The sequence below is a fragment of the Streptomyces sp. WAC03905 genome (assembly GCF_057371075.1).
The window spans coordinates 5,658,680-5,683,163 of the sequence record NZ_JBXYDZ010000003.1; the positions used below are offsets into that span (position 1 = coordinate 5,658,680).

General features: G+C 73.7%; 22 protein-coding genes, 1 pseudogene and 1 riboswitch. Of the genes and pseudogenes, 11 read left to right on the forward strand and 12 right to left on the reverse strand.

Annotation, left to right across the window (positions count from 1 at the left end; all coding sequences use genetic code 11):
* Positions 1 to 54: 54 nt before the first annotated feature.
* From AC2RP6_RS28080 to thiO, 3 genes are all read right to left on the reverse strand, one after another.
* Positions 55 to 849: a thiazole synthase gene (locus AC2RP6_RS28080; RefSeq protein ID WP_486448705.1), complete on the reverse strand. Its 795-nt coding sequence runs from the start codon at positions 847 to 849 to the stop codon at positions 55 to 57.
* A gap of 5 nt (positions 850 to 854) precedes the next feature.
* Entirely contained in the window at positions 855 to 1,055 is a 201-nt protein-coding gene (thiS, locus tag AC2RP6_RS28085) for a sulfur carrier protein ThiS (protein WP_468137332.1), read from the reverse strand.
* Positions 1,052 to 2,233 carry a glycine oxidase ThiO gene (gene thiO / locus AC2RP6_RS28090; protein WP_486448706.1) on the reverse strand — a complete coding sequence of 394 codons (1,182 nt, stop codon included), beginning with the start codon at positions 2,231 to 2,233 and terminating at the stop codon, positions 1,052 to 1,054. The genes thiS and thiO overlap by 4 nt, the downstream gene beginning before the upstream one ends.
* A riboswitch (TPP riboswitch) is annotated at positions 2,231 to 2,342 on the reverse strand. It overlaps the preceding gene by 3 nt.
* A gap of 81 nt (positions 2,343 to 2,423) precedes the next feature.
* Between thiO and AC2RP6_RS28095 the strand changes: the two genes are divergently transcribed.
* From AC2RP6_RS28095 to AC2RP6_RS28115, 5 genes are all read left to right on the forward strand, one after another.
* The gene (locus AC2RP6_RS28095; protein WP_486448707.1) at positions 2,424 to 3,644 is read left to right on the forward strand and encodes an NAD(P)/FAD-dependent oxidoreductase; all 1,221 of its coding nucleotides are present in this window, start codon (positions 2,424 to 2,426) and stop codon (positions 3,642 to 3,644) included.
* Positions 3,645 to 3,718: 74 nt separating this feature from the next.
* The gene (locus AC2RP6_RS28100; protein ID WP_392577359.1) at positions 3,719 to 4,084 is read left to right on the forward strand and encodes an Rv2175c family DNA-binding protein; all 366 of its coding nucleotides are present in this window, start codon (positions 3,719 to 3,721) and stop codon (positions 4,082 to 4,084) included.
* Positions 4,085 to 4,162: 78 nt separating this feature from the next.
* Positions 4,163 to 4,819, forward strand: a complete 657-nt coding sequence (gene thiE / locus AC2RP6_RS28105) for a thiamine phosphate synthase (protein WP_486448708.1) — start codon at positions 4,163 to 4,165, stop codon at positions 4,817 to 4,819.
* 176 nt (positions 4,820 to 4,995) lie between these two features.
* Positions 4,996 to 5,910, forward strand: a complete 915-nt coding sequence (metF, locus tag AC2RP6_RS28110) for a methylenetetrahydrofolate reductase [NAD(P)H] (RefSeq protein WP_030832763.1) — start codon at positions 4,996 to 4,998, stop codon at positions 5,908 to 5,910.
* A gap of 42 nt (positions 5,911 to 5,952) precedes the next feature.
* Positions 5,953 to 6,816, forward strand: a complete 864-nt coding sequence (locus AC2RP6_RS28115; protein WP_486448709.1) for a hypothetical protein — start codon at positions 5,953 to 5,955, stop codon at positions 6,814 to 6,816.
* 10 nt (positions 6,817 to 6,826) lie between these two features.
* On the opposite strand, the gene AC2RP6_RS28120 is transcribed toward AC2RP6_RS28115, so the two are convergent.
* The 5 genes from AC2RP6_RS28120 to AC2RP6_RS28140 all read right to left on the reverse strand — a co-directional run bounded on the left by AC2RP6_RS28120 (position 6,827) and on the right by AC2RP6_RS28140 (position 11,048).
* Positions 6,827 to 8,245 carry a phytoene desaturase family protein gene (locus AC2RP6_RS28120; RefSeq protein WP_486448710.1) on the reverse strand — a complete coding sequence of 473 codons (1,419 nt, stop codon included), beginning with the start codon at positions 8,243 to 8,245 and terminating at the stop codon, positions 6,827 to 6,829.
* Positions 8,246 to 8,281: 36 nt separating this feature from the next.
* Positions 8,282 to 8,908 carry a DUF4126 domain-containing protein gene (locus AC2RP6_RS28125; protein ID WP_486448711.1) on the reverse strand — a complete coding sequence of 209 codons (627 nt, stop codon included), beginning with the start codon at positions 8,906 to 8,908 and terminating at the stop codon, positions 8,282 to 8,284.
* Between the two features lie 107 nt (positions 8,909 to 9,015).
* On the reverse strand, positions 9,016 to 9,417 hold the full coding sequence (locus AC2RP6_RS28130) for a DUF3040 domain-containing protein (protein WP_030663992.1): 402 nt from the start codon (positions 9,415 to 9,417) through the stop codon (positions 9,016 to 9,018).
* A 292-nt stretch (positions 9,418 to 9,709) separates the two neighbouring features.
* Positions 9,710 to 10,468 carry a methyltransferase gene (locus AC2RP6_RS28135; RefSeq protein WP_486448712.1) on the reverse strand — a complete coding sequence of 253 codons (759 nt, stop codon included), beginning with the start codon at positions 10,466 to 10,468 and terminating at the stop codon, positions 9,710 to 9,712.
* Between the two features lie 73 nt (positions 10,469 to 10,541).
* Positions 10,542 to 11,048 carry an SAV_6107 family HEPN domain-containing protein gene (locus tag AC2RP6_RS28140; protein ID WP_486448713.1) on the reverse strand — a complete coding sequence of 169 codons (507 nt, stop codon included), beginning with the start codon at positions 11,046 to 11,048 and terminating at the stop codon, positions 10,542 to 10,544.
* Between the two features lie 178 nt (positions 11,049 to 11,226).
* Between AC2RP6_RS28140 and AC2RP6_RS28145 the strand changes: the two genes are divergently transcribed.
* From AC2RP6_RS28145 to AC2RP6_RS28155, 3 genes are read left to right on the forward strand one after another with little or no spacing between them, the layout of a single operon-like run.
* Positions 11,227 to 12,213: an ATP-binding cassette domain-containing protein gene (locus AC2RP6_RS28145; protein WP_486448714.1), complete on the forward strand. Its 987-nt coding sequence runs from the start codon at positions 11,227 to 11,229 to the stop codon at positions 12,211 to 12,213.
* Positions 12,185 to 14,278, forward strand: coding sequence for a YhgE/Pip family protein (locus tag AC2RP6_RS28150; protein ID WP_486448715.1), 2,094 nt, complete (start codon positions 12,185 to 12,187; stop codon positions 14,276 to 14,278). The genes AC2RP6_RS28145 and AC2RP6_RS28150 overlap by 29 nt, the downstream gene beginning before the upstream one ends.
* A 29-nt stretch (positions 14,279 to 14,307) precedes the next feature.
* Positions 14,308 to 14,940, forward strand: a complete 633-nt coding sequence (locus AC2RP6_RS28155; RefSeq protein ID WP_486448716.1) for a TetR/AcrR family transcriptional regulator — start codon at positions 14,308 to 14,310, stop codon at positions 14,938 to 14,940.
* A gap of 402 nt (positions 14,941 to 15,342) precedes the next feature.
* On the opposite strand, the gene AC2RP6_RS28160 is transcribed toward AC2RP6_RS28155, so the two are convergent.
* The 4 genes and pseudogenes from AC2RP6_RS28160 to AC2RP6_RS28175 all read right to left on the reverse strand — a co-directional run.
* Positions 15,343 to 17,754 carry a transglutaminase TgpA family protein gene (locus AC2RP6_RS28160; protein WP_486448717.1) on the reverse strand — a complete coding sequence of 804 codons (2,412 nt, stop codon included), beginning with the start codon at positions 17,752 to 17,754 and terminating at the stop codon, positions 15,343 to 15,345.
* Complete coding sequence (locus tag AC2RP6_RS28165; protein ID WP_486448718.1) at positions 17,751 to 19,121, reverse strand: DUF58 domain-containing protein; 1,371 nt, start codon at positions 19,119 to 19,121, stop codon at positions 17,751 to 17,753. Before AC2RP6_RS28165 ends, AC2RP6_RS28160 begins: the two co-directional genes overlap by 4 nt.
* Positions 19,121 to 20,131, reverse strand: coding sequence for an AAA family ATPase (locus tag AC2RP6_RS28170; RefSeq protein ID WP_486448719.1), 1,011 nt, complete (start codon positions 20,129 to 20,131; stop codon positions 19,121 to 19,123). Before AC2RP6_RS28170 ends, AC2RP6_RS28165 begins: the two co-directional genes overlap by 1 nt.
* Positions 20,132 to 20,269: 138 nt before the next feature.
* A pseudogene (locus AC2RP6_RS28175) lies at positions 20,270 to 20,434 on the reverse strand (carbonic anhydrase); the annotation flags it as partial.
* A gap of 344 nt (positions 20,435 to 20,778) precedes the next feature.
* On the opposite strand from AC2RP6_RS28175, the gene rsmH reads away from it, so the two are divergent.
* The 3 genes from rsmH (at position 20,779) to AC2RP6_RS28190 (ending at position 24,470) form a co-directional block, all read left to right on the forward strand.
* Positions 20,779 to 21,738, forward strand: a complete 960-nt coding sequence (gene rsmH / locus AC2RP6_RS28180; protein WP_486448720.1) for a 16S rRNA (cytosine(1402)-N(4))-methyltransferase RsmH — start codon at positions 20,779 to 20,781, stop codon at positions 21,736 to 21,738.
* Complete coding sequence (gene ftsL, locus AC2RP6_RS28185) at positions 21,735 to 22,286, forward strand: cell division protein FtsL (protein WP_486448721.1); 552 nt, start codon at positions 21,735 to 21,737, stop codon at positions 22,284 to 22,286. The genes rsmH and ftsL overlap by 4 nt, the downstream gene beginning before the upstream one ends.
* A 162-nt stretch (positions 22,287 to 22,448) precedes the next feature.
* Positions 22,449 to 24,470 carry a peptidoglycan D,D-transpeptidase FtsI family protein gene (locus tag AC2RP6_RS28190; protein WP_486448722.1) on the forward strand — a complete coding sequence of 674 codons (2,022 nt, stop codon included), beginning with the start codon at positions 22,449 to 22,451 and terminating at the stop codon, positions 24,468 to 24,470.
* Positions 24,471 to 24,484 lie beyond the last annotated feature (14 nt).

A 24,484-nucleotide genomic window follows, 5' to 3' on the forward strand; every position in this document is an offset into this window, starting at 1 on the left:
CCGCAACGCCGTGACCAGCACGGCCGGGGGTGCGGGCGGCCCGCGGGAGCCCGGTCAGAACGCCGGGCGTTCCGGGTCCAGGGCGGCCCGGCCCTCCGTGGGGGACGAGGCCTCGGCGAAGCGGCGCTGGGGGATCCGGCCCGCGCGGTGGGCGAGGCGGCCCGCCGAGACGGCGTCCCGCATCGCGGACGCCATGAGGACCGGATCCTGCGCGCGGGTCACCGCCGAGGCGAGCATCACCGCCGCGCAGCCCAGTTCCATCGCCAGCGCGGCGTCGGAGGCGGTGCCGGCGCCGGCGTCCAGGATCACCGGGACGCCGGCCCGCTCGGTGATCAGCTCGAAGTTGTGCGGGTTGCGGATGCCCATGCCCGAGCCGATGGGGGAGCCGAGCGGCATGATCGCCGCGCAGCCCGCGTCCTCCAGCTTCCGCGCGAGCACCGGGTCGTCGTTGGTGTACGGCAGGACGGTGAAGCCCTCGTCGACCAGGATCTCGGCGGCGTCGAGCAGTTCGACGCCGTCGGGCAGGAGGGTCCGCTCGTCCGCGACCACCTCCAGCTTGATCCAGTCGGTGCCGAGGGCCTCGCGTGCGAGCCGGGCCGTCAGGACGGCCTCGCCCGCGGTGAAGCAGCCGGCCGTGTTGGGCAGGACGGAGATGCCGAGCCGGGTGAGGACGGAGAGGACCGATCCCTGCACGGTGGGGTCCAGGCGGCGCATGGCCACGGTGGTGAGTTCGGTGCCGGACGCGACGAGGGCGCGTTCGAGCACGTCCAGGCTGGGGGCGCCGCCCGTGCCCATGACGAGGCGGGAGGAGAAGGTCCGGCCGCCCAGGGTGAAGAGGTCGTCGGCCATGCCGGTCAGCCCCCCTGGACCGCGGTGAGGATCTCCACCCGGTCGCCCTCGCCCACGGGGGTGGCCGGCCACTGCCCGCGCGGCACCACGGTCTCGTTGAGCGCGGCGGCCACCCCGGAGGGGGCCGCGGTCAGGGTGGCGACCACGGTGTCGAGCGTGGTGCCGGCCGCGACCTCGCGCGGCTCGCCGTTGACGGAGATGGTCATGCGTACGACTCCTGACGTGCGGCGGAGAAGCGACGGGGGGTGAAGGGGCGGGCGATCCCGGGCAGTTCGCCCGTGACCAGCAGCTCGGTCATCACCTCGCCGGTGAGCGGGGTCAGCAGCACCCCGTTGCGGTAGTGCCCGGTGGCCAGGTGCAGGCCGGGCAGGTCGGTCGGGCCCAGCAGCGGGGCGTTGTCGGGCGACCCGGGGCGCAGTCCCGCGCGCGTCTCGGTCAGCGGGAGTTCGGTGATGCCGGGCACCAGTTCGTGGGCGTCGCGCAGGAGTTCGTAGACCCCGCCGGCGGTGACGGTGGTGTCCCAGCCGAGTTCCTCGCTGGTGGCGCCGATGACGAGTTCCCCGCTCTCGCGGGGCACGAGGTAGACGTGGCTGCCGCGGACGACGGCCCGTACGGTGCGCGAGAGGAAGGGCGCGTACGCGGGGGGCACCGTGAGCCGCAGCACCTGGCCCTTGACCGGCCGTACGGGCGGCAGCACCTCGGCGGGTACCCCGGCCAGCCTGCCGCTGAGCGAGCCCGCGGCCAGGACGACCTGGTCGGCGCGCAGCTCCGTCCCGTCGTCCAGCAGGGCGCCCGTGGCCCGGTCCGCGGTGGCCAGGAGCTGCTCGGCGCCCGCCCGGTGGAGGGTCACCCCGGCGTTCTCGCAGGCGGCGAGCAGGGCGGCGGCCAGTCGGCGCGGGTCGACCTGGTGGTCGCCGTCGACGCGCAGGCCGCCGCGTACGCCGGGGGCCAGCATCGGCTCCAGTCGGCGGCACTCGCGACCGGTGAGCCACTCGGACTCCAGGCCGCAGCGGCGCTGGAGGGCGTGCAGTTCGCGCAGGTGGAGGCGGTCGTCGGAGTCGAGGGCGACGGCGAGGGTGCCGCAGGCGCGGTAGCCGATGTCCATGCCGCCGGAGGCGGCCCGGAGCTCGGCGGCGAACCGCGGATAGCGTTCTGCGGAGGCGAGGCCGAGGCCGAGGAGGGCTTCCTCGCCGTAGTGCAGTTCGGTGACGGGGGCGAGCATGCCGGCCGCCACTTGTGCGGCGCCGCCACCGGGCGCCGGGTCGGCCAGTACGGTGACCAGTCCGCGCTCCGCGGCCCGCCAGGCGGTGACCAGGCCGATGATCCCGCCCCCGATGACGAGGACGTCGGACCTGCGGTCGGATCCCTTTCGAGATGAGTGCATGGGCGTCCAGCCCCTCCCTTCGCCGGCATGACCCGGATCAGGTTCGTACGGTCGGAGGCCGGCCAGCCTCCCTCTCAGCCCGGTGCGCCGGACTCCCGCGATAGGTACGGTGGCCAGACTATCCCGGCCGCGGACGGCGGGTAAGGCGGCACCTGTTCCTGACGGAGCGTCAGATGGCTAGGGTGGCCGCGTGAGCGAGCAGACGGAACAGAATCAGCCCGGCGTCGTCATCGTCGGCGCCGGAATGGCCGGGGTACAGACCGCGGTCGCCCTGCGCGAGCAGGGCTTCACCGGCCCCGTGACCCTGCTGGGAGCCGAACCCCACCAGCCCTACGACCGGCCCCCGCTGTCCAAGGCGGTGCTGCTCGGCAAGGCCGAGGACTCCGCCTTCGACGTCGACTTCGAGGCCCTGCGCATCGAGCTGCGCCTCGGCACGGAGGTCACCGGACTGCGGGCCGCCGACCACGAACTGGACACCGGGGCCGGACCGGTCCCGTACGACGTCCTCGTGCTGGCCACCGGCGCGCGGCCGCTGACCCTGCCCGGCGCCGGGGGCGTCCCCGGCGTCCACCTGCTGCGCACCCTGGACGACGCCGCGCGGCTGCGCCCGGTCCTGGCCGCCGCCTCCCGGGTCGTGGTCGTCGGCGCGGGCTGGATCGGCGCCGAGTTCGCCACCGCCGCCCGGGAGGCCGGCTGCGCGGTGACCGTCGTGGAGGCCGCGGACCGGGTGCTGGCGGGCGCCCTGCCCGCCGAGGTCGCCGAGCCGATGTCCCGCTGGTACGGGCAGGCCGGCGCCGAGCTGATCACCGGCGCGACCGTGGCCGGCGTGGAGGAGGGGCGGGTCCTCCTGGCCGACGGACGCGTCCTGCCCGCCGACGCGGTGGTCGTGGGGATCGGCGCCCGCCCCGCCACCGGATGGCTGGCCGGCTCCGGCGTGGAGCGCGGCGCCGACGGCTCGGTCACCGCCGACGCGCACCTGATGACCTCCCTGTCCGGGGTGTACGCGGTCGGCGACTGCGCCTCCTTCCCGTCCGGGCGGTACGGGACCCGGCTCCTCGTGCACCACTGGGACAACGCGCTCCAGGGCCCGAGGACGGTCGCGGCGAACGTCCTGGCCGGGGAGCCGACCGCCGTCTACGACCCGGTGCCGTACTTCTGGTCCGAGCAGTTCGGGCGCTTCGTGCAGTACGCCGGCCACCACGGCGGGGCCGACACGACGGTCCGGCGCGGGGACCCGGCCGGAGAGACCTGGTCGGTGTGCTGGCTGCGGGACGGCGCGCTGGTCGCGGTCCTGGCGGTCGGCCGCCCCCGGGACCTGGCGCAGGGCCGCAAGCTGATCGAGACGGGCGCCCCGGTCGACCCGGCGAGGATCGCCGACCCGGGCACCCCGCTGAAATCGGCCACCGTGTAGGCGGCCGCCCGGGGGCGTGCCACGGACGGTCCGCCCGGGTACCGGCTGTCGGTGGGAGGTGGCAGGCTTGGTCCGTGACCGAGATTGACGCAAAGATCGATTCCCTCGTCCCCGACTGGCTGTACCTCCCCGACATCGCGGAGATGCTCAACGTCGAGGTGACGCGGGTCCGCCAGATGGTCAAGGAAGGGCAGCTCATCGCCGTCCGCCGGGGTGAGAACCGGGCCCTGCAGGTTCCGGCGCCGTTCATCGACGGGGACAAGGTGGTCAAGGGCCTCGTCGGCCTCCTGACCGTCCTGCGCGACGACGGCTTCTCCGACGAGGAGATGCTGGAGTGGCTCTTCACCGCCGACCCGACCCTGCCGGGCACCCCCGCCCAGGCGCTGAGCGAGAATCGCGGCACGGAGGTGAAGCGCCGCGCTCAGGCGCTCGCCCTCTGACCTGATCCGCAGTAGCCGCACCACCGCGGTGTACGGGCCCCGCGCCCGTACACCGCCTCCATCACGGGGGGTACACCCATGCAGCTGTCCGACGCCCGGCTCTACCTGTGCACGGACGCCCGCAAGCGCCAGGGTGACCTCCCCGAGTTCCTCGACGCCGTCCTGGCCGCAGGCGTGGACATCGTCCAGCTCCGCGACAAGGGCATGGAGGCAGGCGAGGAACTGGAACACCTCCAGGTGTTCGCCGAGGCCGCGCGCCGCCACGGCCGGCTCCTCGCCGTGAACGACCGGGCCGACGTCGCCCACGCCATAGGCTCCGACGTGCTGCACCTCGGACAGGGCGACATCCCCGTCCCCGCCGCCCGCGCCGTCCTCGGCGACCGGGTGCTCATCGGCCGCTCCTGCCACGCGGAGGACGAGGTCGCCGCGGCCGCCGTCGAACCGGGCGTGGACTACTTCTGCACCGGGCCCTGCTGGCCCACCCCCACCAAGCCCGGCCGCCACGCCCCCGGCCTGGACCTCGTCCGCCACGCCGCCTCCCTGCGGCAGGACCGGCCCTGGTTCGCCATCGGCGGCATCGACGCCACCAACCTGGACGAGGTGCTGGACGCGGGCGCCACCCGCGTCGTGGTCGTCCGCGCGATCACCGAGGCCTCCGACCCCGGCGCCGCCGCCGCGGACCTCGCCGAGCGGGTGCGCGCCCGGCTCGGCCGGCGCTCCGCTGAGATCCGCTGACACCCGCAGGGGCCTGCCGGGTCCCGTCCGCCCGGACATCGCCCGCCGGTGGCATTCCGCGCCGCCCGGGGCCCGGAAGCCCCTCCGGGCAGGAGACGGGCGCTCAGGTGTCCAAAAACATGTCCAAAAGGCGGACGCCGCTTCGGGGAGCGCCGGGCCGCGTCTAACCTGCCCACATGGCCTCTGGTACCGCTTCCACCTGGTCGGACCGCGCACACACGGTCCGCGACCTCCTCGCGTCCGGGCGCTCGTACTCCTTCGAGTTCTGGGCCCCGAAGACCGAGAAGGGCGAACGCAACCTCTGGAACGCCCTCCGCAGGGTCGAGGCGGTATCCCCGAGCTTCGTCTCCGTGACCTACGGAGCCGGCGGCTCCACCCGCGGCGGCACCGTCAAGGCCACCCAGGAGATCGCCGCGGACACCACGCTGACCCCGGTCGCGCACCTCACCGCCGTGGACCACTCCATCGCCGAGCTGCGCCACGTCATCGGCCAGTTCGCCGACGCCGGGATCCGCAACATGCTCGCCCTGCGCGGCGACCCGCCGGGCGACCCGATGGCCGACTGGGTGGCCCACCCCGAGGGCGTGCACTACGCCGCCGACCTGGTGCGGCTGCTCAAGGAGTCCGGCGACTTCTGCGTCGGCGTCGCGGCCTTCCCGGAGATGCACCCGCGATCGACCGACTGGGATACGGACATCCGGCACTTCGTGGACAAGTGCCGTGCGGGCGCGGACTACGCGATCACCCAGATGTTCTTCGATCCCGAGAATTATCTTCGGCTGCGCGACAGCGTCGAGAAGGCGGGCTGCGAGACCCCGATCATCCCCGAGGTCATGCCTGTTGTGGGCATCAAGCAGCTCGACCGACTGCCCCAGCTCAGCACCGCCGTCTTCCCCGCGGACGTGAAAGAACGCATGCTCGCCGTCAAGGACGACCCGGCCGCTGTACGCTCCATTGGCATCGAGTTCGCCACGGAGTTCTGCGCGCGGCTGCTGTCCGAAGGTGTACCGGGACTGCACTTCATCACGCTGAACAATTCCACGGCGACCCTCGAGATCTACGAGAACCTGGGCCTGCACCAGCGGGCCTGACCGGCCGTACCCTTGTGACGGCCGTACCGAGAGGGGCCTTGCATGGGTATGACGGTCCTCTACATCGCGTTCGGAATCGTCGCGCTGTGGCTGCTTGCCGAGGTACTGATGCAGTACAAGGCCCGGCTCCGCTGGCGCCTGCTCGCCTTCGCCGGCTTCCTCGGCGTGGTCGCCGGGGTCGTACTGCCCTCGGTGCCGGTCATCGGCGCCGGCGCCGCCGCCTTCGCCGTGGGCCAGACCCTGGTGACGCTCTCCTTCCGCAAGGGCTTCGTCGCCGGCTGGGCGCTGCGCCGCGGCGGGGAGCCCGTACGGCAGGCCAGGCGCCGCCGGTCCGGCGGCGCGCCGGCCGAACCGGCCCTGCAGGTCACCGCCCTGGAGTACGGGGACGCCGACGGGTCCGCGGACGAGCGGCCGGCGCCGGCCCGGGCCGAGGACGTCTACAGCCCGGAGCCGGTGCCCGAGGACACCGGGTCCTACGGCATCCAGAGCTTCTCCACGCCCGCCCCGGAAGTGGGCCAGACGGCGGCCTTCGCCTCGCCGTTCACCACGGCCGAGCAGGACGCCCACCAGTACGCGGCGTACTACGACCAGCACGACCAGGGCGGTTACGACTACTCCGGCGGCTACCCGGGCGCCGAGCAGCAGCAGGTCTACGCCGCCTACTCGGACCCGTACATCGGCACCGGGGGCGCCGTCGTCCCGCCCCAGCCGTACGACTACACGCCGTACGCCGACTACGGGCAGCAGCAGTACTCCACCGACACCCCGCCCGGCGGCGTCTGGGTCCCGCAGCAGCGGTCCACCGACGGGGGCGGCCAGCCCTACCCGGCGGACGAGCAGGGCGGTCAGCAGCCGCAGCAGTACCCGTACCCGCAGCAGGGGGAGTACGAGCAGTACCGCTACTGAGCCGGCCGGGTCACTGGGAGCCGCGGAAGCCCGCGCCCTCCACGATCAGCCCGGCCACCAGGGCCCCGGTCATCCCGGCGTGCGCGAGCCCGCCGCCGGGGTGGGCCCAGCCACCCGCGAGGTACAGCCCGGGCAGGGCCGTGGTGTTGGCCGGGTACAGCAGCCGGCCCCCCGCGCCGGCGAGGGCGGGCGGGGGCACCGCGCCGCCCGCCGCACCGGTCGCCGCCTCGACGTCGGCCGGGGTGCGCACCTCCTGCCACAACAGCCGCTCCCGCAGCCCCTGTACGGCCTTCTCCGCGAGTTCCAGCAGCTCCCGGGGCTCCGAGGTCCCGGGACCGTGCACGGCGCTCACGGTGACCGCCTCGTGCTCCGCGTCGGGCCGCATCGCGGGATCGTCCGGCCGCATGACGGTGACCTGCGCCCCGGCGGAGTGCACGACGGTGCGGTGGACGGCCCCCGCCGGGCGCGCCCCGCGCAGCGCCAGCAGCAGAGTGATCCGGCCGGGCACGTCGTCGCCGCGGGCCGGCAGGGCGTCGGCGGGCCGGGGGAGCGAACCGGCCGGCAGCCGCCGCGGGTCGATCCCGCAGACGACGGAGTCCGCGGCCGCCTCGGTGCCGTCGGCCAGCAGCAGACCGGCCGCCCGGCCGCCGCGGACCAGCACCTCGCGCACCTCCGCCCCGAAGACGAAGGCGACCTTGCGCTCCAGGCAGCGCTCGTACACGGCGGTGGCCAGCGCCCGCATCCCGCCGCGCACGTACCAGCTGCCGAAGGTCTGCTCCATGTACGGGAGGACCGCCGCCGAGCCGGGAGCCGTGGCGGGGTCGAGGCCGTACCCGCGGACCAGTCCGGTCAGCACTTCGGCCAGGGGACCGCCCAGCTCCCGGCCGGCCACCTCGGCGAGGGTCGGCGTACGGCGGCGGAGCAGGCCACTGCGCCGCAGGGCCGGATACGGATCGCCCCCGAGGGCCTGCCGGGCACCGGTGGGCAGTGGCTCCTCCAGCAGCGGGCGGCGGGTGGCGTCCCAGACGTCCCGGGCGCGGCCCAGCACGCCGTTCCAGCGTTCGCCGGAGCCCTGCCCGAAGGCGGCGTCGAGGGCGGCGGCCACCCCTCCGTGCGAGGCGCCGGGCAGGGTCACGTCGATGCCGTGGGCGGGCAGGACGTGCCGGACGGCCGGGTTCGCCTGCGCCATGTCGACGCAGTCCTCCAGCGACCGCTTGCCGGTCTTCACGAAGAGGTCGCGGTAGACGGCCGGCAGGTGCAGCAGCCCCGGCCCGGTGTCGAAGCCGAAGCCGTCGCGTTCGTACCGGCCGACGGCCCCGCCGTAGGTCGCGCCCCGCTCGTACACCGTCACCTGGTGCCCCGCCACGGCCAGCCGGGCCGCCGTAGCCATCGCGCCCATGCCGGCGCCGATCACCGCAATTCGTGCCATGCGGCCGAGCCTATGACCCCGCGCGGGCGCCCGCGGTCAGCGGGGTGGGGCCCCGGTGACCTCACGGGCCTCGGTGGCCAGCCGCTTCTCCTCGCGGCGCTGGGCGCGCCGGCGCAGGAAGCGGCGGATCCGGCTCCAGAGGAAGAAGAGTATGGCCAGCCCGACGACCAGCAAGGAGCCCGCGATGATCGCCGCGGCGAGCGGGTGGAACATCGCGAAGGTGACCAGGCCCGCCACTCCGAGGTCCTCGGCGATGCTCATCCCCACGTTGGTGAACGGCTCGGGCGAGGTGTTGATGGCCATTCTGGTGCCGGCCTTCACGAAGTGGCTGGCCAGCGCCGTGGTGCCGCCGACCGCCCCGGCGGTGATGTCGGAGAGCGAGCCGCTCTGGCCGGCCAGCAGGGCGCCGATCACGGCACCCGCGACCGGGCGGACCACGGTGTGGACGGTGTCCCATATCGAGTCGACGTACGGGATCTTGTCGGCGACCGCCTCGCAGAGGAACAGCACGGCTGCGACGATCAGCACGTCCGTGCGCTGCAGCGACGCGGGGACCTCGTCGGTCAGGCCGGTACGGCCGAAGATGCCGAGCAGGAGGACCACGGCGTAAGCGTTGATCCCACTGGCCCAGCCGCTGGTGAAGACCAGGGGGAGCACACTCATCGGATCATCATGCCGTACGGGGGCACGGGCGGACCGCAGGTCGGCGCAGAACGGTGAGGGGACGGTCGCACGACGGCGGCCGTCCCCTCACTCATGCTGTCCGGGGGCTACTGCCCCTGCTCGTCACGGCGGCGCTGCCACCGGTCCTCGATGCGGTTCATCATCGACCGACGCTGCCGGTTGTGGCCGCGGGCCGAACCGCCGGTACTTCCGGAGACGGGCTGCTCGCCGGGCTTGGGTGCCTTGCGCCAACCGGTGACCACCAGGACCGTACAGCCCAGCATGACGAGGAAGCCCACCACGCTGATCCAGAGCACGTTCGGAATGATCACACCGGTCATGAGGAGCGCGATACCCACCACAATGCCTGCGACTGCCTGGTAGACCCGTCGCCGGGTGTACGTACGCAGTCCGCTTCCCTCAAGCGCTGTCGCGAACTTGGGGTCTTCGGCGTACAGCGCTCGCTCCATCTGCTCGAGCATTCGCTGCTCGTGCTCCGAGAGCGGCACGGGAGTCCTCCTCATCCGTCGGTCGCGGGGGTAGCGACCAGGGGTCCCCTTCAGGATAGGCGGGGAATCGCCCCCGTGACACCCGCCCTCAACGCACGTTCCAAATTGACAAAGCACAGAAAGACACAGCCGGTAAAACCACTGCGTGAAAACCGTACCGCCGCGGGAGCGGTCACTGAGGCCGTTATTCCCCAATGGTCCGATCGCCATGCCGGTCACTGCTCCCGATCATACGGGGAGGACCGGCGGAGCGGAGGGTCGGCAGCGGACTGCGTGCGCGGAAGAGCGCAGATCAGACCTGCTTCTCGCCCAGCACGTGCAGTTGCGTGGCCACCGCGTGGAAGGCCGGCAGCTCCGCCGCGGCCTCCTCCAGACGCAGCAGCGCCTCCACCGCGCCCGGCTCGGTGTCCACCAGGACGCCCGGCACGAGGTCGGCGAAGATCCGCACGCCGTGCACCGCGCCGACCGTCAGGCCGGCCCCGCCGACCAGCTCGGAGAGCTGCTCCGCGGTGAAACGGCGCGGTACCGGGTCGCCGGAGCCCCAGCGGCCGGCCGGGTCGGTGAGGGCGGTACGGGCCTCCGTGAAGTGCCCGGCCAGCGCCCGGGCGAGCACGGCACCGCCGAGGCCGGCGGCCAGCAGGCTGAGCGTGCCGCCGGGGCGCAGGGCCGCCACCGCGTTGGCCACGCCCTCGGCCGGGTCGTCCACGTACTCCAGGACGCCGTGGCACAGGACCACGTCGTAGGCGTCCCGCTCCACCACGTCCAACAGGCCCTGGGCGTCGCCCTGGACGCCGCGCACCAGGTCGGCGACGCCTGCCTCGGCCACCCGGCGCTCCAGCCCGAACAGCGCGTTCGGGCTGGGGTCGACCACGGTGACCCGGTGGCCCAGGTGGGCCACCGGCACGGCGAACTTGCCGGTGCCGCCGCCGGTGTCGAGCACGTCCAGCACGTCCCGTCCGGTCGCCTTCACCCGGCGGTCGAGCGCCTCCTTGAGAACCTCCCACACCACGGCGGTGCGGAGGGAGGCACGGGGGCGGGAAGTGTCCGACACGGCTGATGGCTCCTCGGCGCGGTAAGGGTGAGCGGTCAGTGCCCCACCCTATTGCCTTCGGCAGCCGGGCAGGTCATCCCGCGTCCGGACGCTCCGGCCGTGGCTGGGGCAAGGTCTGCGCCGGACCCTGGGGCGGGCTCTGGGCGGGCGCCCGGACGGCGAGCATCCGCTCCACCAGGCGCAGGAACATCGACGCCGCCCGCAGCAGGTCGTCCGCGTCCCGGGCGCTCGCCGCGTCCGGTATCCCCGCCTCCGCCCTGGCCCGGCGGGCGGCGCCGGAGGCGAAGAGCGCGCTCCACTCGGCGAGCTCCGGCGCCAGCTCCGGCAGCACCTCCCACGCGCTGCGGATCCGGGGCCGCCGCCGGGGGTTCACCGGCTCGGGCCGCCCGCGCGCCGCGAGCACGGCCGCGGCCGTGCGCAGTGCGGAGAGGTGGGCGGTCGCGTAGCGCTCGTTGGGCCGGGTCAGCCGGGCGGCCTCGGCCAGGCCGCTGTGGGCCTTGGCGAGGAGGTCGAGGGCGGCCGGAGGGGCCGTCGACTTCCGTAGGACGGGGTGGACAGGGGACGGGGACGGTGTGGCCATGACGAACCTCCTGTCGATGCGTGGTGCGTTGTCCCCATCGTGACGGACCCCACTGACAATCGCCCTGACCTGCACCTTTTCCGTCATATGCAGAGCAACTGCCCCCTCCTGCGCGCCCGGTGCTCGATGAGTGGTAGTTTTTGAACTGACCGGTCAGTTCAAAAAGAAGGGGGACGGCGTGGACAGCCCGCACGGCGCGGCCGTCAAGGCCGAGAACTTCGGACTCAAGGGCCCGCGCGGCTGGGCCTTCCGGGGCATCGGCCTCGACGCGCCCCCCGGCTCGCTCATCGCGGTCGTAGGCCCCTCCGGCAGTGGCCGCACCTGCCTGCTCCTTGCCCTCACCGGGCGGATGAAACCCACCGAGGGCCACGCCGAGATCGGCCGGCACCGGCTGCCGAAGAAGATGTCCGCGGTCCGCCGGATCGCCGCCCTCGGCCCGGTCCCCGGGGTCAACGACCTCGACCAGTCCCTCACCGTCGCCGAGCAGCTGCGCGAGGGCGCGCTGCTCCAGCGCCACTACGAGGGCCCGGTCCGCGCGCTGCTGCGGCCCCGCGCCGAGCGCCGCGCCGCCGCCTCCGCCCGGATCGACGCCGCCCTCGACGCCGCCGGACTGGACCTCGCCACGCTGCCCAAGGCCGGGCGGACCACTGTCCGGGACCTCGAACGCCTGGAGGCCGTAAGGCTGTCGGTGGCCATCGCCCTGCTCGGGTCCCCGCGGGTGCTCGCCCTCGACGACCTCGACATCAAGCTCTCGGACACCGAACGCACCGAGGTCTGGGCCCTGCTGCGTTCGATCGCCGCCCGGGGGACGACCGTCGTCGCGGTGTGCAGCGAAGCCCCCGCGGACGCGGTGGTCGTGCGGACCGGCCCGACGTCCGACGACGGCGCACCGGACGGGAAGCCGGCGGGCCCGGCCGCCGACACCCCGAAGATCACGTGGGGCAGGGGGACCGAGGGCGACACCGGGGCCGGCCAGGACACCGAAGCGGCCGCGGAGAAGGAACCGGCCGCGGAGAAGGAAGCGGACGCGGACGCGGACGCGGAGAAGGACGCCGGCACCGAGCACGCCCCGGACACCGGCACCGCAGCCGGCACCGGCACCGGCAACGACACCGACGACACGAAGGGGACGGACGATGCGCTCGCCGAAGCTGGCCGCGCTTGAGCTCAAGCGGTTCGGGCGGGGGAAGCTGCCCCGGGCCGCCCTCGTCGCACTGCTCCTGCTGCCACTGCTCTACGGAGCCCTGTACCTCTGGTCCTTCTGGGACCCGTACAGCCGCCTCGACAAGGTGCCCGTCGCCCTCGTCAACTCCGACCGGGGCGCGACCGTCGACGGCAAGCACCTGGACGCGGGCGGCGAGATCACCAAGAAGCTCCGCGACAGCAAGACCTTCGACTGGCGGGAGGTGAGCGCGCAGAAGGCGGCCGAAGGCCTGGAGGACGGCACGTACTACCTGACCCTCACCATGCCGGCCGACTTCAGCGAGAAGATCGCCTCCAGCTCGGGCGAGGACCCCACCACCGGAGCCCTCCAGGTCCGCACCAACGACGCCAACAACTACATCGTCGGCTCGATCTCGCGCACCGTCTTCGCCGAGGTCCGCTCGGCGGCGTCCACCAACGCCTCCCGCGGCTTCCTCGACAAGATCTTCGTGAGCTTCTCCGACCTGCACGACAAGACCGCCGAGGCCGCCGACGGCGCCGACAAGCTCAAGGACGGCGCGGGCAAGGCCCAGGAGGGCGCCAAGGAGCTCGCCGACGGTCTCGACACCGCCGAGGAGAAGAGCGGTGAACTCGCGGGCGGCCTGAAGAAGCTCAACGCGGGAGCCGCCAAGCTGGAGACCGGCACACGGGACGTCGCGAACGGCACCCAGGTCCTCGCCGACAAGGTCAACGGTGCGGCCGACAAGGCCCGCCCCTTCGTCAAGGACCCCAAGAGCCTCGCCGCCACCGCCGAACTGGTCGCCGACAGCGCGAAGGTCGTCAACAACCACCTCGACAAGTTCGCCGAGAAGGCCCCGGCCGCCGCGGCCGCCGCCAAGCGCGCCTCCGCCGGCGCCGACGCCTACTACACCAAGCACTGCGTCACCCCCGGCGGCGAACCGCACCTCGCCTCCTGCCCCGACCTGAAGAAGGTCCGGGACGACATGGCGGAGGCCGCCGAACTCAGCGGTGACGTCAGCGCCCTGGTCAAGAACGCCAACGGCGACGTGTCCAAGCTGCGCACCCAGCTGACCGACCTGGAGAACAAGGCCCGCGACCTCGCCGACAAGGCCCCCCACCTCGCCGCCGACCTCGACACGGCCGTGGCCAAGGTCAACGCCCTCAACTCCGGCGCCCACAAGGTCGCCACCGGCATGGCCGAACTGCACACCGGCCTCGGCACCGCCACCACCGGCTCCGGCGCCCTCAGCGACGGCGTCGGCAAGCTCGGCGACGGCGCCCGCCGCCTCGACGGCGGCATGTACAAGCTCGTCGACGGCACCGGCGAACTCGCCGGCGGCCTGCACGAGGGAGTGGGCAAGATCCCCGACTACGACCAGCAGCAGCGGGACGCCCGCACCGAGGTCATGGCCGACCCGATCAAGCTCGCCAACCAGTCCCTGCACAAGGCGCCCAACTACGGCACCGGCTTCGCGCCCTACTTCATCCCGCTGTCCCTCTGGGTCGGCGCGATGGTCGCCTACATGCTGATCACCCCGATGAACAAGCGCGCCCTGTCCGCCGGTGCCTCGCCCTGGCGGATCGCCCTCGCCGGCTGGCTGCCGGTCATGGGCATCGGCGCCGCCCAGGTCGCCCTGCTGATGTCCGTCCTGCACTGGGCCCCGGACCTCGGCCTCGACATGGCCAACCCGGCCCTCACCATCGGCTTCCTGCTGCTGGTCACCGGCTGCTTCGCGGCGATCATCCAGTGGCTCAACGCCAAGTTCGGCGCCGCCGGACGGATCCTCGTCCTCGCCGTCCTGATGCTCCAGCTGACCTCCGCCGGCGGAACCTACCCCGTCCAGACCAGTCCCGGCTTCTTCAACGCCGTCCACCCCTACCTGCCGATGTCCTACGTGGTGGAGAGCCTGCGCCGCCTCATCACCGGCGGCGACCTCACCCCCGTCTGGCAGGGCAGCGTGGTCCTGGTGGCCTTCACGGTCGGAGCCCTCGCCCTCACCGCGCTCGCCGCCCGCGGCAAGCAGGTGTGGACCATGGACCGACTGCACCCGGAACTGAGCCTGTAGGGACGTGTTGACCTGTGACAATCAGCGCCATGGACAGCAGCAGCACCGGTACGGGTACCGGCGGGGGCCGTCGTGCGGCCACCCGGCAGAAGCTCTACGAAGCGGCCGTCACCCTGATCGCCGAGAAGGGCTTCTCCGCGACCACGGTGGATGAGATCGCCGAGCGGGCGGGCGTGGCCAAGGGCACCGTCTACTACAACTTCGCGAGCAAGAACGAGCTCTTCGAGGAGTTGCTCCGGCACGGCGTCGGGCTGCTGACGGCGTCCCTGCGGACGGCGGCCGAGGACACCGAGGCGCGCGGCGGCAGCCGGGTCGAGGCACTCGACGCGATGATCCGGGCGGGCCTCGTCTTCATCGACCGCTACCCCGCCTTCACCCAGCTCTACGTCGCCGAGCTGTGGCGCACCAACCGCACCTGGCAGTCCACCCTGATGGTGGTCCGCCAGGAGGCGGTGGCCGTCGTGGAGACGGTGCTGCGCGAAGGCGTCGAGCGGGGCGAGCTGAGCCCCGAGATCGACGTGCAGCTCACCGCCGCCGCGATGGTGGGAATGGTGCTGGTGGCCGCCCTGGACTGGCAGTCGTTCCAGCGGGAGCGGTCCCTCGACGACGTCCACTCGGCGCTGTCGCTGCTGCTGCGGGGCCGCGTGAGCGGCAACCGCTGATCGCAGCGGCACCCGGTCGGCGGTGCCGCGCGGGCGCGCCGGACCGGTAGAACGGGTGGGACCCGCCGCGGCCACTGAGTACCCGTACCTAGGCGCGGAAATGAGTAGCCACGCGGATGGGCTCCCACCTGCGCGGACGCCAGACTGGGAGCAACGGACAGGAGACCCGGTCCGCACCGCCGGCACGGGGCTGCGGAGCGGACCGGGTACCTCCTTCCGGCACCGGGCGGAGGTACGGGGGACCCGGTGGGAAAAGCGCGGACGCGGCGGGGCCCGGGGGGATCGGGCCTCGCCGCGTTCTTGCGTTCTCGCGTTCTCGCGTCCGCGGGTTGTCAGCTGCCTGGTTCGGTTGCGCGGGCTCCGCCCCGCGCCCCCGCGCTTCACCCGCCGACGGGCTGGACGCTAGCCGCGGTCCCGGAGGGGGAGGCGTAGGCGGAGGGCCGCGAGACGGGCCGAGGCAGCCGAGGCAAAGGCCGACCAGCGGGCCGAGACCGCCCAGGAGATCCGGGCCGCCGAGCGCGGCAGCAGCAACGCGCGCAGCCGGGTCAGCCGGTCCGCCGCGGCCAGCAGACCCGCCCGGGCCGCCAGCACGTCGTCCGCCAGACCCGCGTACGCGACCTCCGCGCCCGGCGGCGCGTACAGGGCCCGCTCCACCGCGCCCGCCACCCGGTGCACCGCCGCGGCGGCCTCCGGTTCCGGACGGCCCAGGTCCACGATCCGGCTGGCCGCCCGGCGCGGGGACAGCGCCTCGTCCGGCGCCACGCCCACGTCCCAGGCGGCGTCGCCCAGCTCCTGCCAGGCCGCCAGGACCTCCCCGGTCCGCAGACGCCGGGCCCGCACCCGGCCGCGCCACAGCAGCGGGAGCAGGGGCAGCCCCAGCACCGCCGCCACGACCGCCACCCAGCCGAGGACCGCCGTCAGCGACGGCCCGCCGTCCCCGGCCGCGCTCTGCTGCGGGGCCGTCGGCCCGCACTCACCGAGCCTCTTCAGCGCCGGCGGGCAGTCGACCGACGCCGACGGCGCCGGAGCCGGCAGCACCGCGCCCTGCGAGGGCAGCGGCGCCGGCGCGGACGGCTGGGCCACCGGGGCCTGCGTCCGGGAGTAGTCCGGGACGTTGAGGCCGGACCGGGGCGTCGGCTCGAACCGCGTCCAGCCCACGCCCTGGAAGTACAGCTCGGGCCAGGCGTGCGCGTCCCGCATCGACACGTTCACGACGCCGTCCGACTGCCTCTCGCCGGGCGTGAAGCCCACCGCGACGCGCGCCGGGATGCCCAGCGTGCGGGACATCGCCGCCATCGAGAACGCGAAGTGGATGCAGAAGCCCTCCTTGTCCGCGAGGAACCGGGCCACGGCCTGCGGCCCGGTCCCCGAGGCGGTCTGCGTGTCGTAGCGGAACCCGCCGCTCACGGCGAAGAAGTCCTGCAGCTTCACCGCGCGCGAATAGTCGTCCTTCGTCCCCTGCGTCACCTTCCGGGCCGTCTCGGCGACCACCGGCGGCAGGCTGTCCGGGACCCTGGTGTACTCCTCGCGGACCGCCGGGTCCGGCGCCGGGGCCTTCTGCAGCTGCTGCGCGGTCGGCTTCAGCAGCAGGCTGCGCACGTTGTACTCGGCGCCCTGCACCGTCTGGTACTTGTCCCTGCCCAGCTGGTCGCCGACCAGGGTCCGGCCGACCGGCTCGAAGCGCCACTTGCCGCGCACGTCCACCGCGGTCGCCGGGTACGGCATGGGGAGGTAGCGCTGGCTGTAGCCGTCCGACGCCGTGATGTTCGTGGTCACCTCGGTCGCGCCGAGGCGGACCTGGTCACCGAGGCCCGGCGGGACGGGCAGCTGCTCGGGCACGTCGGTCAGGGCCCGCCCCGACGCCTCCCACTTGGAGCCGTTGAACTCGTCGAGCGCCAGGATGCGCAGGTACTGGTCGCCCTGCTGCGGGTTGTCCGTGCGGTACCTGAGCACCACCCGGTTGTCCTGCGCGTTCAGGTTGCTCTGCAGGGACACCAGCGGGTTGACCGCCGAGATCGTTCCGCCGGACCCGCCGCTGCCCTCGCCGTCCCGCGGGCCGCCGAGCAGCCCGTCGTCGAGGGCGGGCAGCGCCGCGGGCACCACCAGGGCCAGCCCCAGGGCCATGGCGCCGATCCGCCGGCCGAACCTCACCGGAGCCTCGGCCCGGCCGCCGCCCGGGCTGAGGCCGGAGTCGGCCGCCCCGCGCCCGCGCGGTGCCGCACCGAAGACCCGCCCCCACTGCGCGAGCCGGTCGCGGCCCTCGCAGAGCAGCAGCATCAAGTAGCCGCAGCCCGCCATCAGGAAGGACACCCAGGAGGACTCCCCGCCGCCCGACAGGCCCGCGGCGACCGAGTACAGCGCGAGCAGCGGCAGCCCGGCCGCGGCGGCCGTGCGCGCGGTCACCGCCAGCAGGTCCACGAGCAGGCCGATCAGCAGCACCCCGGACACCAGCAGCAGCTGGATGCCGTCCGTCAGGGGCGCCGGTATCGCGAACTCGCCCACGTCGTGGACGCCTTGCGCGAACAGCGAGCCGAAGTCCGTCACGAAGTAGGCCAGCGGCCCGCTGCCGCTGGACTCCACCTTGCCCGCGAAGAGCAGCGCGAGCAGCAGCAGCGACACCAGCAGCTGTGCGGCCACGGTGAGCGACCGCGCCAGCGGCACCCGCCGGGCGCCCGCGCCGACCGCGCTCTGCACGGCCAGCAGCAGCGCACCCTGGAGCAGCCAGGCCTGCGACTCCACCAGGGGGCTCAGCGACCACGAGGTGAGCAGCGTCGCGAGCGCCGCGAACACCGTCAGTTTCGCCCGTCCGCTCATTCCCGGCCTCCGCTCGTCGCCGTACCGACGCGCCCGGCCCCGGCCTGCCGCCACAGCTCGCCGAACGCCACCCCGGGCGCGGCGGCCAGCGCCGTCCAGCCCGCGTCCCGCAGCCTGCGCAGCCGTTCCTCCAGCGGCACCACGTCGTGCCCGGGCTCGGGCCGTCCGCCCCAGGCCCCGGTGTCCAGTACGAAGGCCACCGCGCCGGAGGTGCGCTGGCGCATCTTGGCCGCCAGTTCGGTCTGTACGTCGTCCAGGTCGCCGAAGAAGGCGATGAGGAGCCCGTCGCCGCCGCCCTCGCCGAAGCCCCCGCCGCCGCGCACGGCGTCGTAGGCGCGGGAGAGCCCGGCGCCGTCGGAGTGCCCGACCACGGCGAGGGTGTCCATCATCAGCCCGGCGGCCTCCGCGGACTCCTGGCCGCCGGCGGAGAAGCCGCCGCCGCCCTCGCCGGGCACCGAATTCCCGGTGTCGGTGAGCAGCCGCGTGGAGAAGCCCTGTTCCAGGACGTGCACGAGGCTGGAGGCGGCCGCGGACACGGCCCACTCGAAAGCGGAGTCGGGGCCCGCGCCGTCGTAGGCGAGGCGGCGGGTGTCGAGCAGGACGGTGGCCCTGCTGCGCTGGGGCTGCTCCTCGCGGCGGACCATCAGCTCGCCGTAGCGGGCGGTGGAGCGCCAGTGCACGCGGCGCAGGTCGTCACCGCGCCGGTAGCCGCGCGGGATCACGTCGTCGTCGCCGGCCAGCGCCAGGGAGCGGCGGCTGCCGTCGCCGTAGCCGTTGGACTCGCCGGTCAGCCGGACCGGGGGCAGGGACTCGGTGCGCGGTATGACGGTGAGGGTGTCGTAGGTGCTGAAGGAGCGGGTCAGCTCGACCAGCCCGAAGGGATCGGTCAGGCGCAGCTGGAGCGGCCCCAGGGGGTAGCGGCCGCGCAGGTCGGAGCGGACCCGGTAGGACACCTCGCGGCGGCCGCCGGGCTCGACCCGGTCCAGGACGAACCGCGGGCGCGGGCCCAGTACGTAGGGCACCCGGTCCTGGAGCATCAGCAGGCCGGTGGGCAGCCGGGAGACGTTGTCCATGCGCAGCTGCACCCGGGCCTCGGCGCCCGCGGGCACCCGACCGGGGGTGAGGCGGCGGCTGCCGGAGACCCGGTAGCGGGTGCGGTGCAGGGCGTAGACGCAGATCAGCGGCAGGAGGGCGAGCAGCAGTCCGACGCGCAGCAGGGCGCCCTGGCCCAGGACGTAGGCGCAGACGGACGCGGCGATCCCGGCGGCGACGAACGAGCGGCCGCGGGTGGTCAGCCCGGACAGCGAGGCGCGCAGTCCGCCGCCCTCTCCCGGGCCGCCGGCGCCGCGAGGGGCACCGGCGCCCATCAGAAGCTCCGGGCGCCGGCGCCGGGCGGCATCTCGCCGCGGGCGTGCGCGGCCGGGACGGGGGTGCGCTGGAGGATCTCGCCGACGACCTGCTCGGAGGTCCGCCGGTTCAGCTGGGCCTGTGCGGTGGGCAGCAGCCGGTGCGCGAGGACCGGCGCGGCCAGCGACTGGACGTCGTCGGGCAGGACGTAGTCCCGGCCGGCGAGCGCGGCGGAGGCCTTCACGGCGCGCAGGAGGTGCAGGGTGGCCCGGGGGGAGGCCCCGAGCCGCAGGTCGGGATGGCTGCGGGTGGCGGCGACCAGGTCGACGACGTAGCGCCGGACGGGCTCGGCGACGTAGACCTCGCGCACGGCCTCTATGAGCTTGACGATGTCGTGGGCGTGCGCGACGGCCTGCAGGTCGTCGAGCGGGTTCACCGCGCCGTGCACGTCGAGCATCTGGAGCTCGGCCTCCGGGCTGGGGTAGCCGACGGAGACGCGCGCCATGAAACGGTCGCGCTGCGCCTCGGGCAGCGGGTAGGTGCCCTCCATCTCCACGGGGTTCTGGGTGGCGACGACCATGAACGGGCTGGGCAGGGTGTAGGTGGTGCCGTCGATGGTGACCTGGCGCTCCTCCATCGACTCCAGCAGCGCGGACTGGGTCTTCGGCGAGGCGCGGTTGATCTCGTCGCCGATGACGATCTGCGCGAAGATCGCGCCCGGCTTGAACTCGAACTCGCGGCGCTGCTGGTCGTAGATGCTGACGCCCGTGATGTCGGAGGGCAGCAGGTCCGGCGTGAACTGGATGCGCTGCACCGAACAGTCGATGGACTTGGCCAGCGTCTTGGCGAGCATCGTCTTGCCCACGCCGGGCACGTCCTCGATCAGCAGGTGCCCCTCGGCGAGGAGCACGGTCAGCGCGAGGCGGACGACCTCGGGCTTGCCCTCGATCACGCTCTCGACCGACTGGCGGACCCGCTCCGCCGTGCTGGTCAGATCCGCGAGGCTCGCTCGGTCGTCATACGTCGTCACCTGGTTCTCCTCGGCCCATTTCCCAGGGCCGGGCGCCCCATGGCGCTTGACCGGCCCACCCCGAAACACGGACACCGGACCCGGGGTCCCCGGACGGTGTCTTCCCGCATTCTTGACGGCGTTACGGCCTTGTGTCACTCAGGAGCCGGGATCGATCTCCCGGAGGAGTCCGGTGTGCACGTCGAAGACGAAGCCTCGCACACCGTCCTGGCGCGGCAGGAACGGGTTGCTCCGGACCCGCTGCACGGACTGGCGGACCTCCTGACCGACGTCCCGGAACGCCTCGACGGCCCAGGAGGGGCGGTCACGGGCGCGGACGCCCCGGCGTGAGGTGGGACGAACGACGTCAACGCCGCTTGCTGTGAGCTGACCCACAGGGGTGGGCGGGGGTCGGCCGTCCGGGTGGTTCGAGGGGATACGCGGCTTCGGTCCGAGAGGGGCGTACGGCGCGCGGGCCGGTTCGTTGACCGCGGCGACCGTTGCACTAAAGTGACGCGAACCGGCCGGAGCCCGGCCCTGACCGGCCGCCGGCCACCGATGAAGACTCCGCGTGCGCGGCGCGTACGTACGGCCCGGCCCTCTTCCGCTCACCGGCCGGGGGAGCGGGCGGTGCGTACGCATGCCGCGCCGTTACCTGAGAGGGCGCTTTGACTAGCGAGTCCCGACATGTCCCGGTGATGCTCCAGCGGTGCCTGGACCTGTTGGCCCCGGCGCTGGAGAGGCCCGGGGCCGTCGTCGTCGACTGCACCCTCGGCCTCGGCGGCCACAGCGAGGCCCTGCTGACCCGGTTCCCCGAGGCTCGCCTGATCGGCCTCGACCGCGACAAGGAGGCCCTGCGGCTCTCCGGCGAACGCCTCGCCCCCTTCGGCGACCGGGCCACCCTCGTCCACGCCATCTACGCGGACCTCGCCGAGGTGCTCGACGGGCTGGGCCTCCCGGCCGTCCAGGGCATCCTCTTCGACCTGGGCGTCTCCTCCATGCAGCTGGACGAGGCGGACCGCGGGTTCGCGTACGCGCAGGACGCGCCGCTGGACATGCGCATGGACCAGACGACCGGCATCAGCGCCGCCGAGGTCCTCAACACCTACGCTCCGGGCGAACTCGTGCGGATCCTGCGCCAGTACGGCGAGGAGAAGCAGGCCAAGCGGATCGTGTCCGCGATCGTCCGGGAACGCGAGAAGGCGCCCTTCAGCAACAGCGCCCGGCTGGTCGACCTCATCCGCGACGCCCTGCCCCAGGCGGCCAAGCGGACCGGTGGCAACCCGGCGAAGCGCACCTTCCAGGCGCTGCGGATCGAGGTCAACGGCGAACTGTCCGGGCTGGAGCGGGCCATCCCCGCGGCCGTGGACCGGATCGCGGTCGGCGGCCGGATCGCGGTGCTCTCGTACCACTCGCTGGAGGACCGGCTGGTCAAGCAGGTCTTCTCGGCGGGCGCCACCTCCACCGCGCCGCCCGGGCTGCCGGTGGTGCCGGAGAAGTACCAGCCGAAGCTCAAACTGCTCACGCGCGGCGCGGAACTGCCGACCGAGGAGGAGATCGCCGAGAACCGGCGGGCCGCCCCGGCGAGGTTCCGGGGGGTCGAACGCATCCGGGAGGCGCGACTGTGACCAAGGCCGGGAAGGTCGCCACGCTGACCCGCGGGCAGGCGGCCCGCATCGGGCGGGCCCTCGGCGCCCGCCCGGCCCGGCCGCGGCCCGGCGGGCAGGCGGCGCGCATGCCGTTCGTCCTGCTGGTCGTGGCCCTGCTCGCCGGCGGGCTGATCAGCCTGCTGCTGCTCAACTCCGCGCTCAACGAGGGCTCCTTCCAGCTGACCCGGCTGAAGAAGGAGACCACCGCCCTGACCGACGAGGAGCAGGCCCTCCAGCGCGACGTGGACGCCCACTCTGCCCCCGACGCACTCCAGCGCCGCGCCCGGGAACTGGGCCTCGTCCCGGGCGGCAGCCCCGTCTTCATCGGCCCGGACGGCAAGGTCGCCGGCAGCGTCTCGGTGGCCGAGGCCCCGCCGTCGCCGACCCCGGCCGCGATCCCGGCCTCGCAGCCCCCCGCGCCGGCCGGACCGGGCCAGTCCCCGGCCCCGGCCGCACCCCCGGCGCCGGTTCCGGCCCAGCCCGCCCCCACCGGCAGCCCGCAGCCCAGCCAGACCCCTGGAAGGTGACGTCGTGACGCGGATCCCGTCTGAACCAGCCTCGCCGGCGTTCGAGGCACGGGGTCCGGGGCGGAGCCCCGGAAGGCCCGGGCCCGCGGCCCCGCACCGCGCCGCCCGCGGCGGTACGGGCACCCGTACCGGAGGCACCGGCATGCCGCGGACGGTGGCCGGGTGAGCCCGCAGGAGCCGCCGCGACGGCGAGTGCCCGGACCGGCCAGGCCCCCACGGCCGGGCGACCGGCCCCGCGCCACCGCCCGCCCGGCCTCACGCCCGGCGACCCGGCGCCCCGCCGGCCCCCGCAAGCCCCACACGATCCGGCTCGGCAGCCCCCGGCCCCGGCTGCGCCTGGTCGGCGTGGGCCTGACCCTCGTCATGCTCGCCTTCGTCGTCCGGTTGCTCCAGGTGCAGGCCGTCGACGCCTCGTCCTTCTCCGCGGCGGCCTCCAAGAACCGCTACACCAACGTCAAACTCGCCGCCGAGCGCGGCGAGATCACCGACCGCAAGGGCGTGGCCCTCGCCACGAGCGTCGACGCGTACGACATCACCGCCGACCCGAAGATGTTCACCCCGCAGGACAGCAAGGCCCCGGACGCCCCCGAGCAGGCCGCCGCGCTGCTGGCACCCATCCTCGGCAAGGACGCCAAGGGGATCGCGGACAAGCTCAGGACGAAGAACAGCCGGTACGTGGTCCTCGCCCAGCGCCAGACCCCGCAGGTCTGGAACCAGATCAAGGACCTCAAGCGGGTCTTCGCCGAGAAGGCGACCGCCGACAAGAAGAACAACGCCCCCGGCGCCAACGTCCTGGCGGGCGTGTTCAAGGAGGACAGCAGCAAGCGCGTGTACCCGGGCGGGGACCTCGCCGCCGGGATACTGGGTTACGTCAACGCCGAGGGCAAGGGCGGCGGCGGGCTGGAGTCCTCCCTCGACAAGAAACTGGCCGGCAAGGACGGGGAGATCACCTACGCCCAGTCCGGCGGCCGCAAGGTGCCCACCGCCGGCTCCAGCGAGAAGCCCGCCGTCCCCGGCGACGACATCGAGCTGACCATCGACCGCGACATCCAGTGGGCGGCGCAGAGCGCCATCGCCGAGCAGGTGCAGAAGTCCGAGGCCGACCGCGGCTACGTCATCGTCCAGGACACCCGCACCGGCGAGGTGCTGGCCATGGCCAACGCCCCCGGCTTCGACCCCAACGACCTGACCCGGGCCAGCTCCGCCGCCATGGGCAACGCCGCGCTCCAGGACGTCTACGAGCCGGGCTCCACCGCCAAGGTGATGTCGATGGCGGCCGTGCTGGAGGAGAAGAAGGCGACCCCCGACACCCGCGTCGAGGTCCCCAACCGGCTGCACCGCGGCGACCGGCTCTTCAAGGACGACGTCGACCACCCGACCTGGTACCTGACCCTCAACGGGGTCCTCGCCAAGTCCTCCAACATCGGCACCATCCTGGCCACCGGCCAGCTCGGCCCCACCCAGGCGAAGTCCAACGAGGTCCTGCACTCGTACCTGACCAAGTTCGGCATCGGCCGGCCCACCGGCCTGAACTACCCGGGCGAGTCCCGCGGCATCCTCGCCCGGCCCCAGGAATGGTCCACTTCGCAGCAGTACACGATCCCTTTCGGCCAGGGACTGTCCCTCAACGCCATGCAGGCGGCCTCCGTGTACTCGACCATCGCCAACGGCGGGGTCCGCATCGAGCCGACGCTGGTCCGCGGCACCAAGGGCCCCGACGGCCGCTTCACCCCGGCCCCGGCCCCCGAACAGAACCGCGTGATCAGCCAGGAAACCGCCAAGACCCTCGCCGAGATGCTCGAATCCGTCGTCGACGACCAGGAGGGCACCGGTACCAAGGCAAAGATCCCCGGCTACCGGGTCGGCGGCAAGACCGGCACCTCCAACCGGGTGGATCCGGCCACCGGCCGCTACAAGGGCTACACCGCCTCCTTCGCCGGGTTCGCCCCCGCGGACAACCCGCGCATCACCGTCTACTGCGCCATCCAGAACCCGACCAAGGGCAGCTACTTCGGCGGCCAGATCTGCGGCCCCATCTACAAGAAGGTCATGGAGTTCGCCCTCAAGACCCTCCAGGTCGCCCCCACCGGCACCGCCCCCGCAGGGCTCCCGGTCACCTACGAGCCCGGCCCGCAGGCCGCCCAGCAGCCCGCCCCGCAGCCCAGTCCGCAGCCCGGCCAGTGACCCACGGCCGCGGT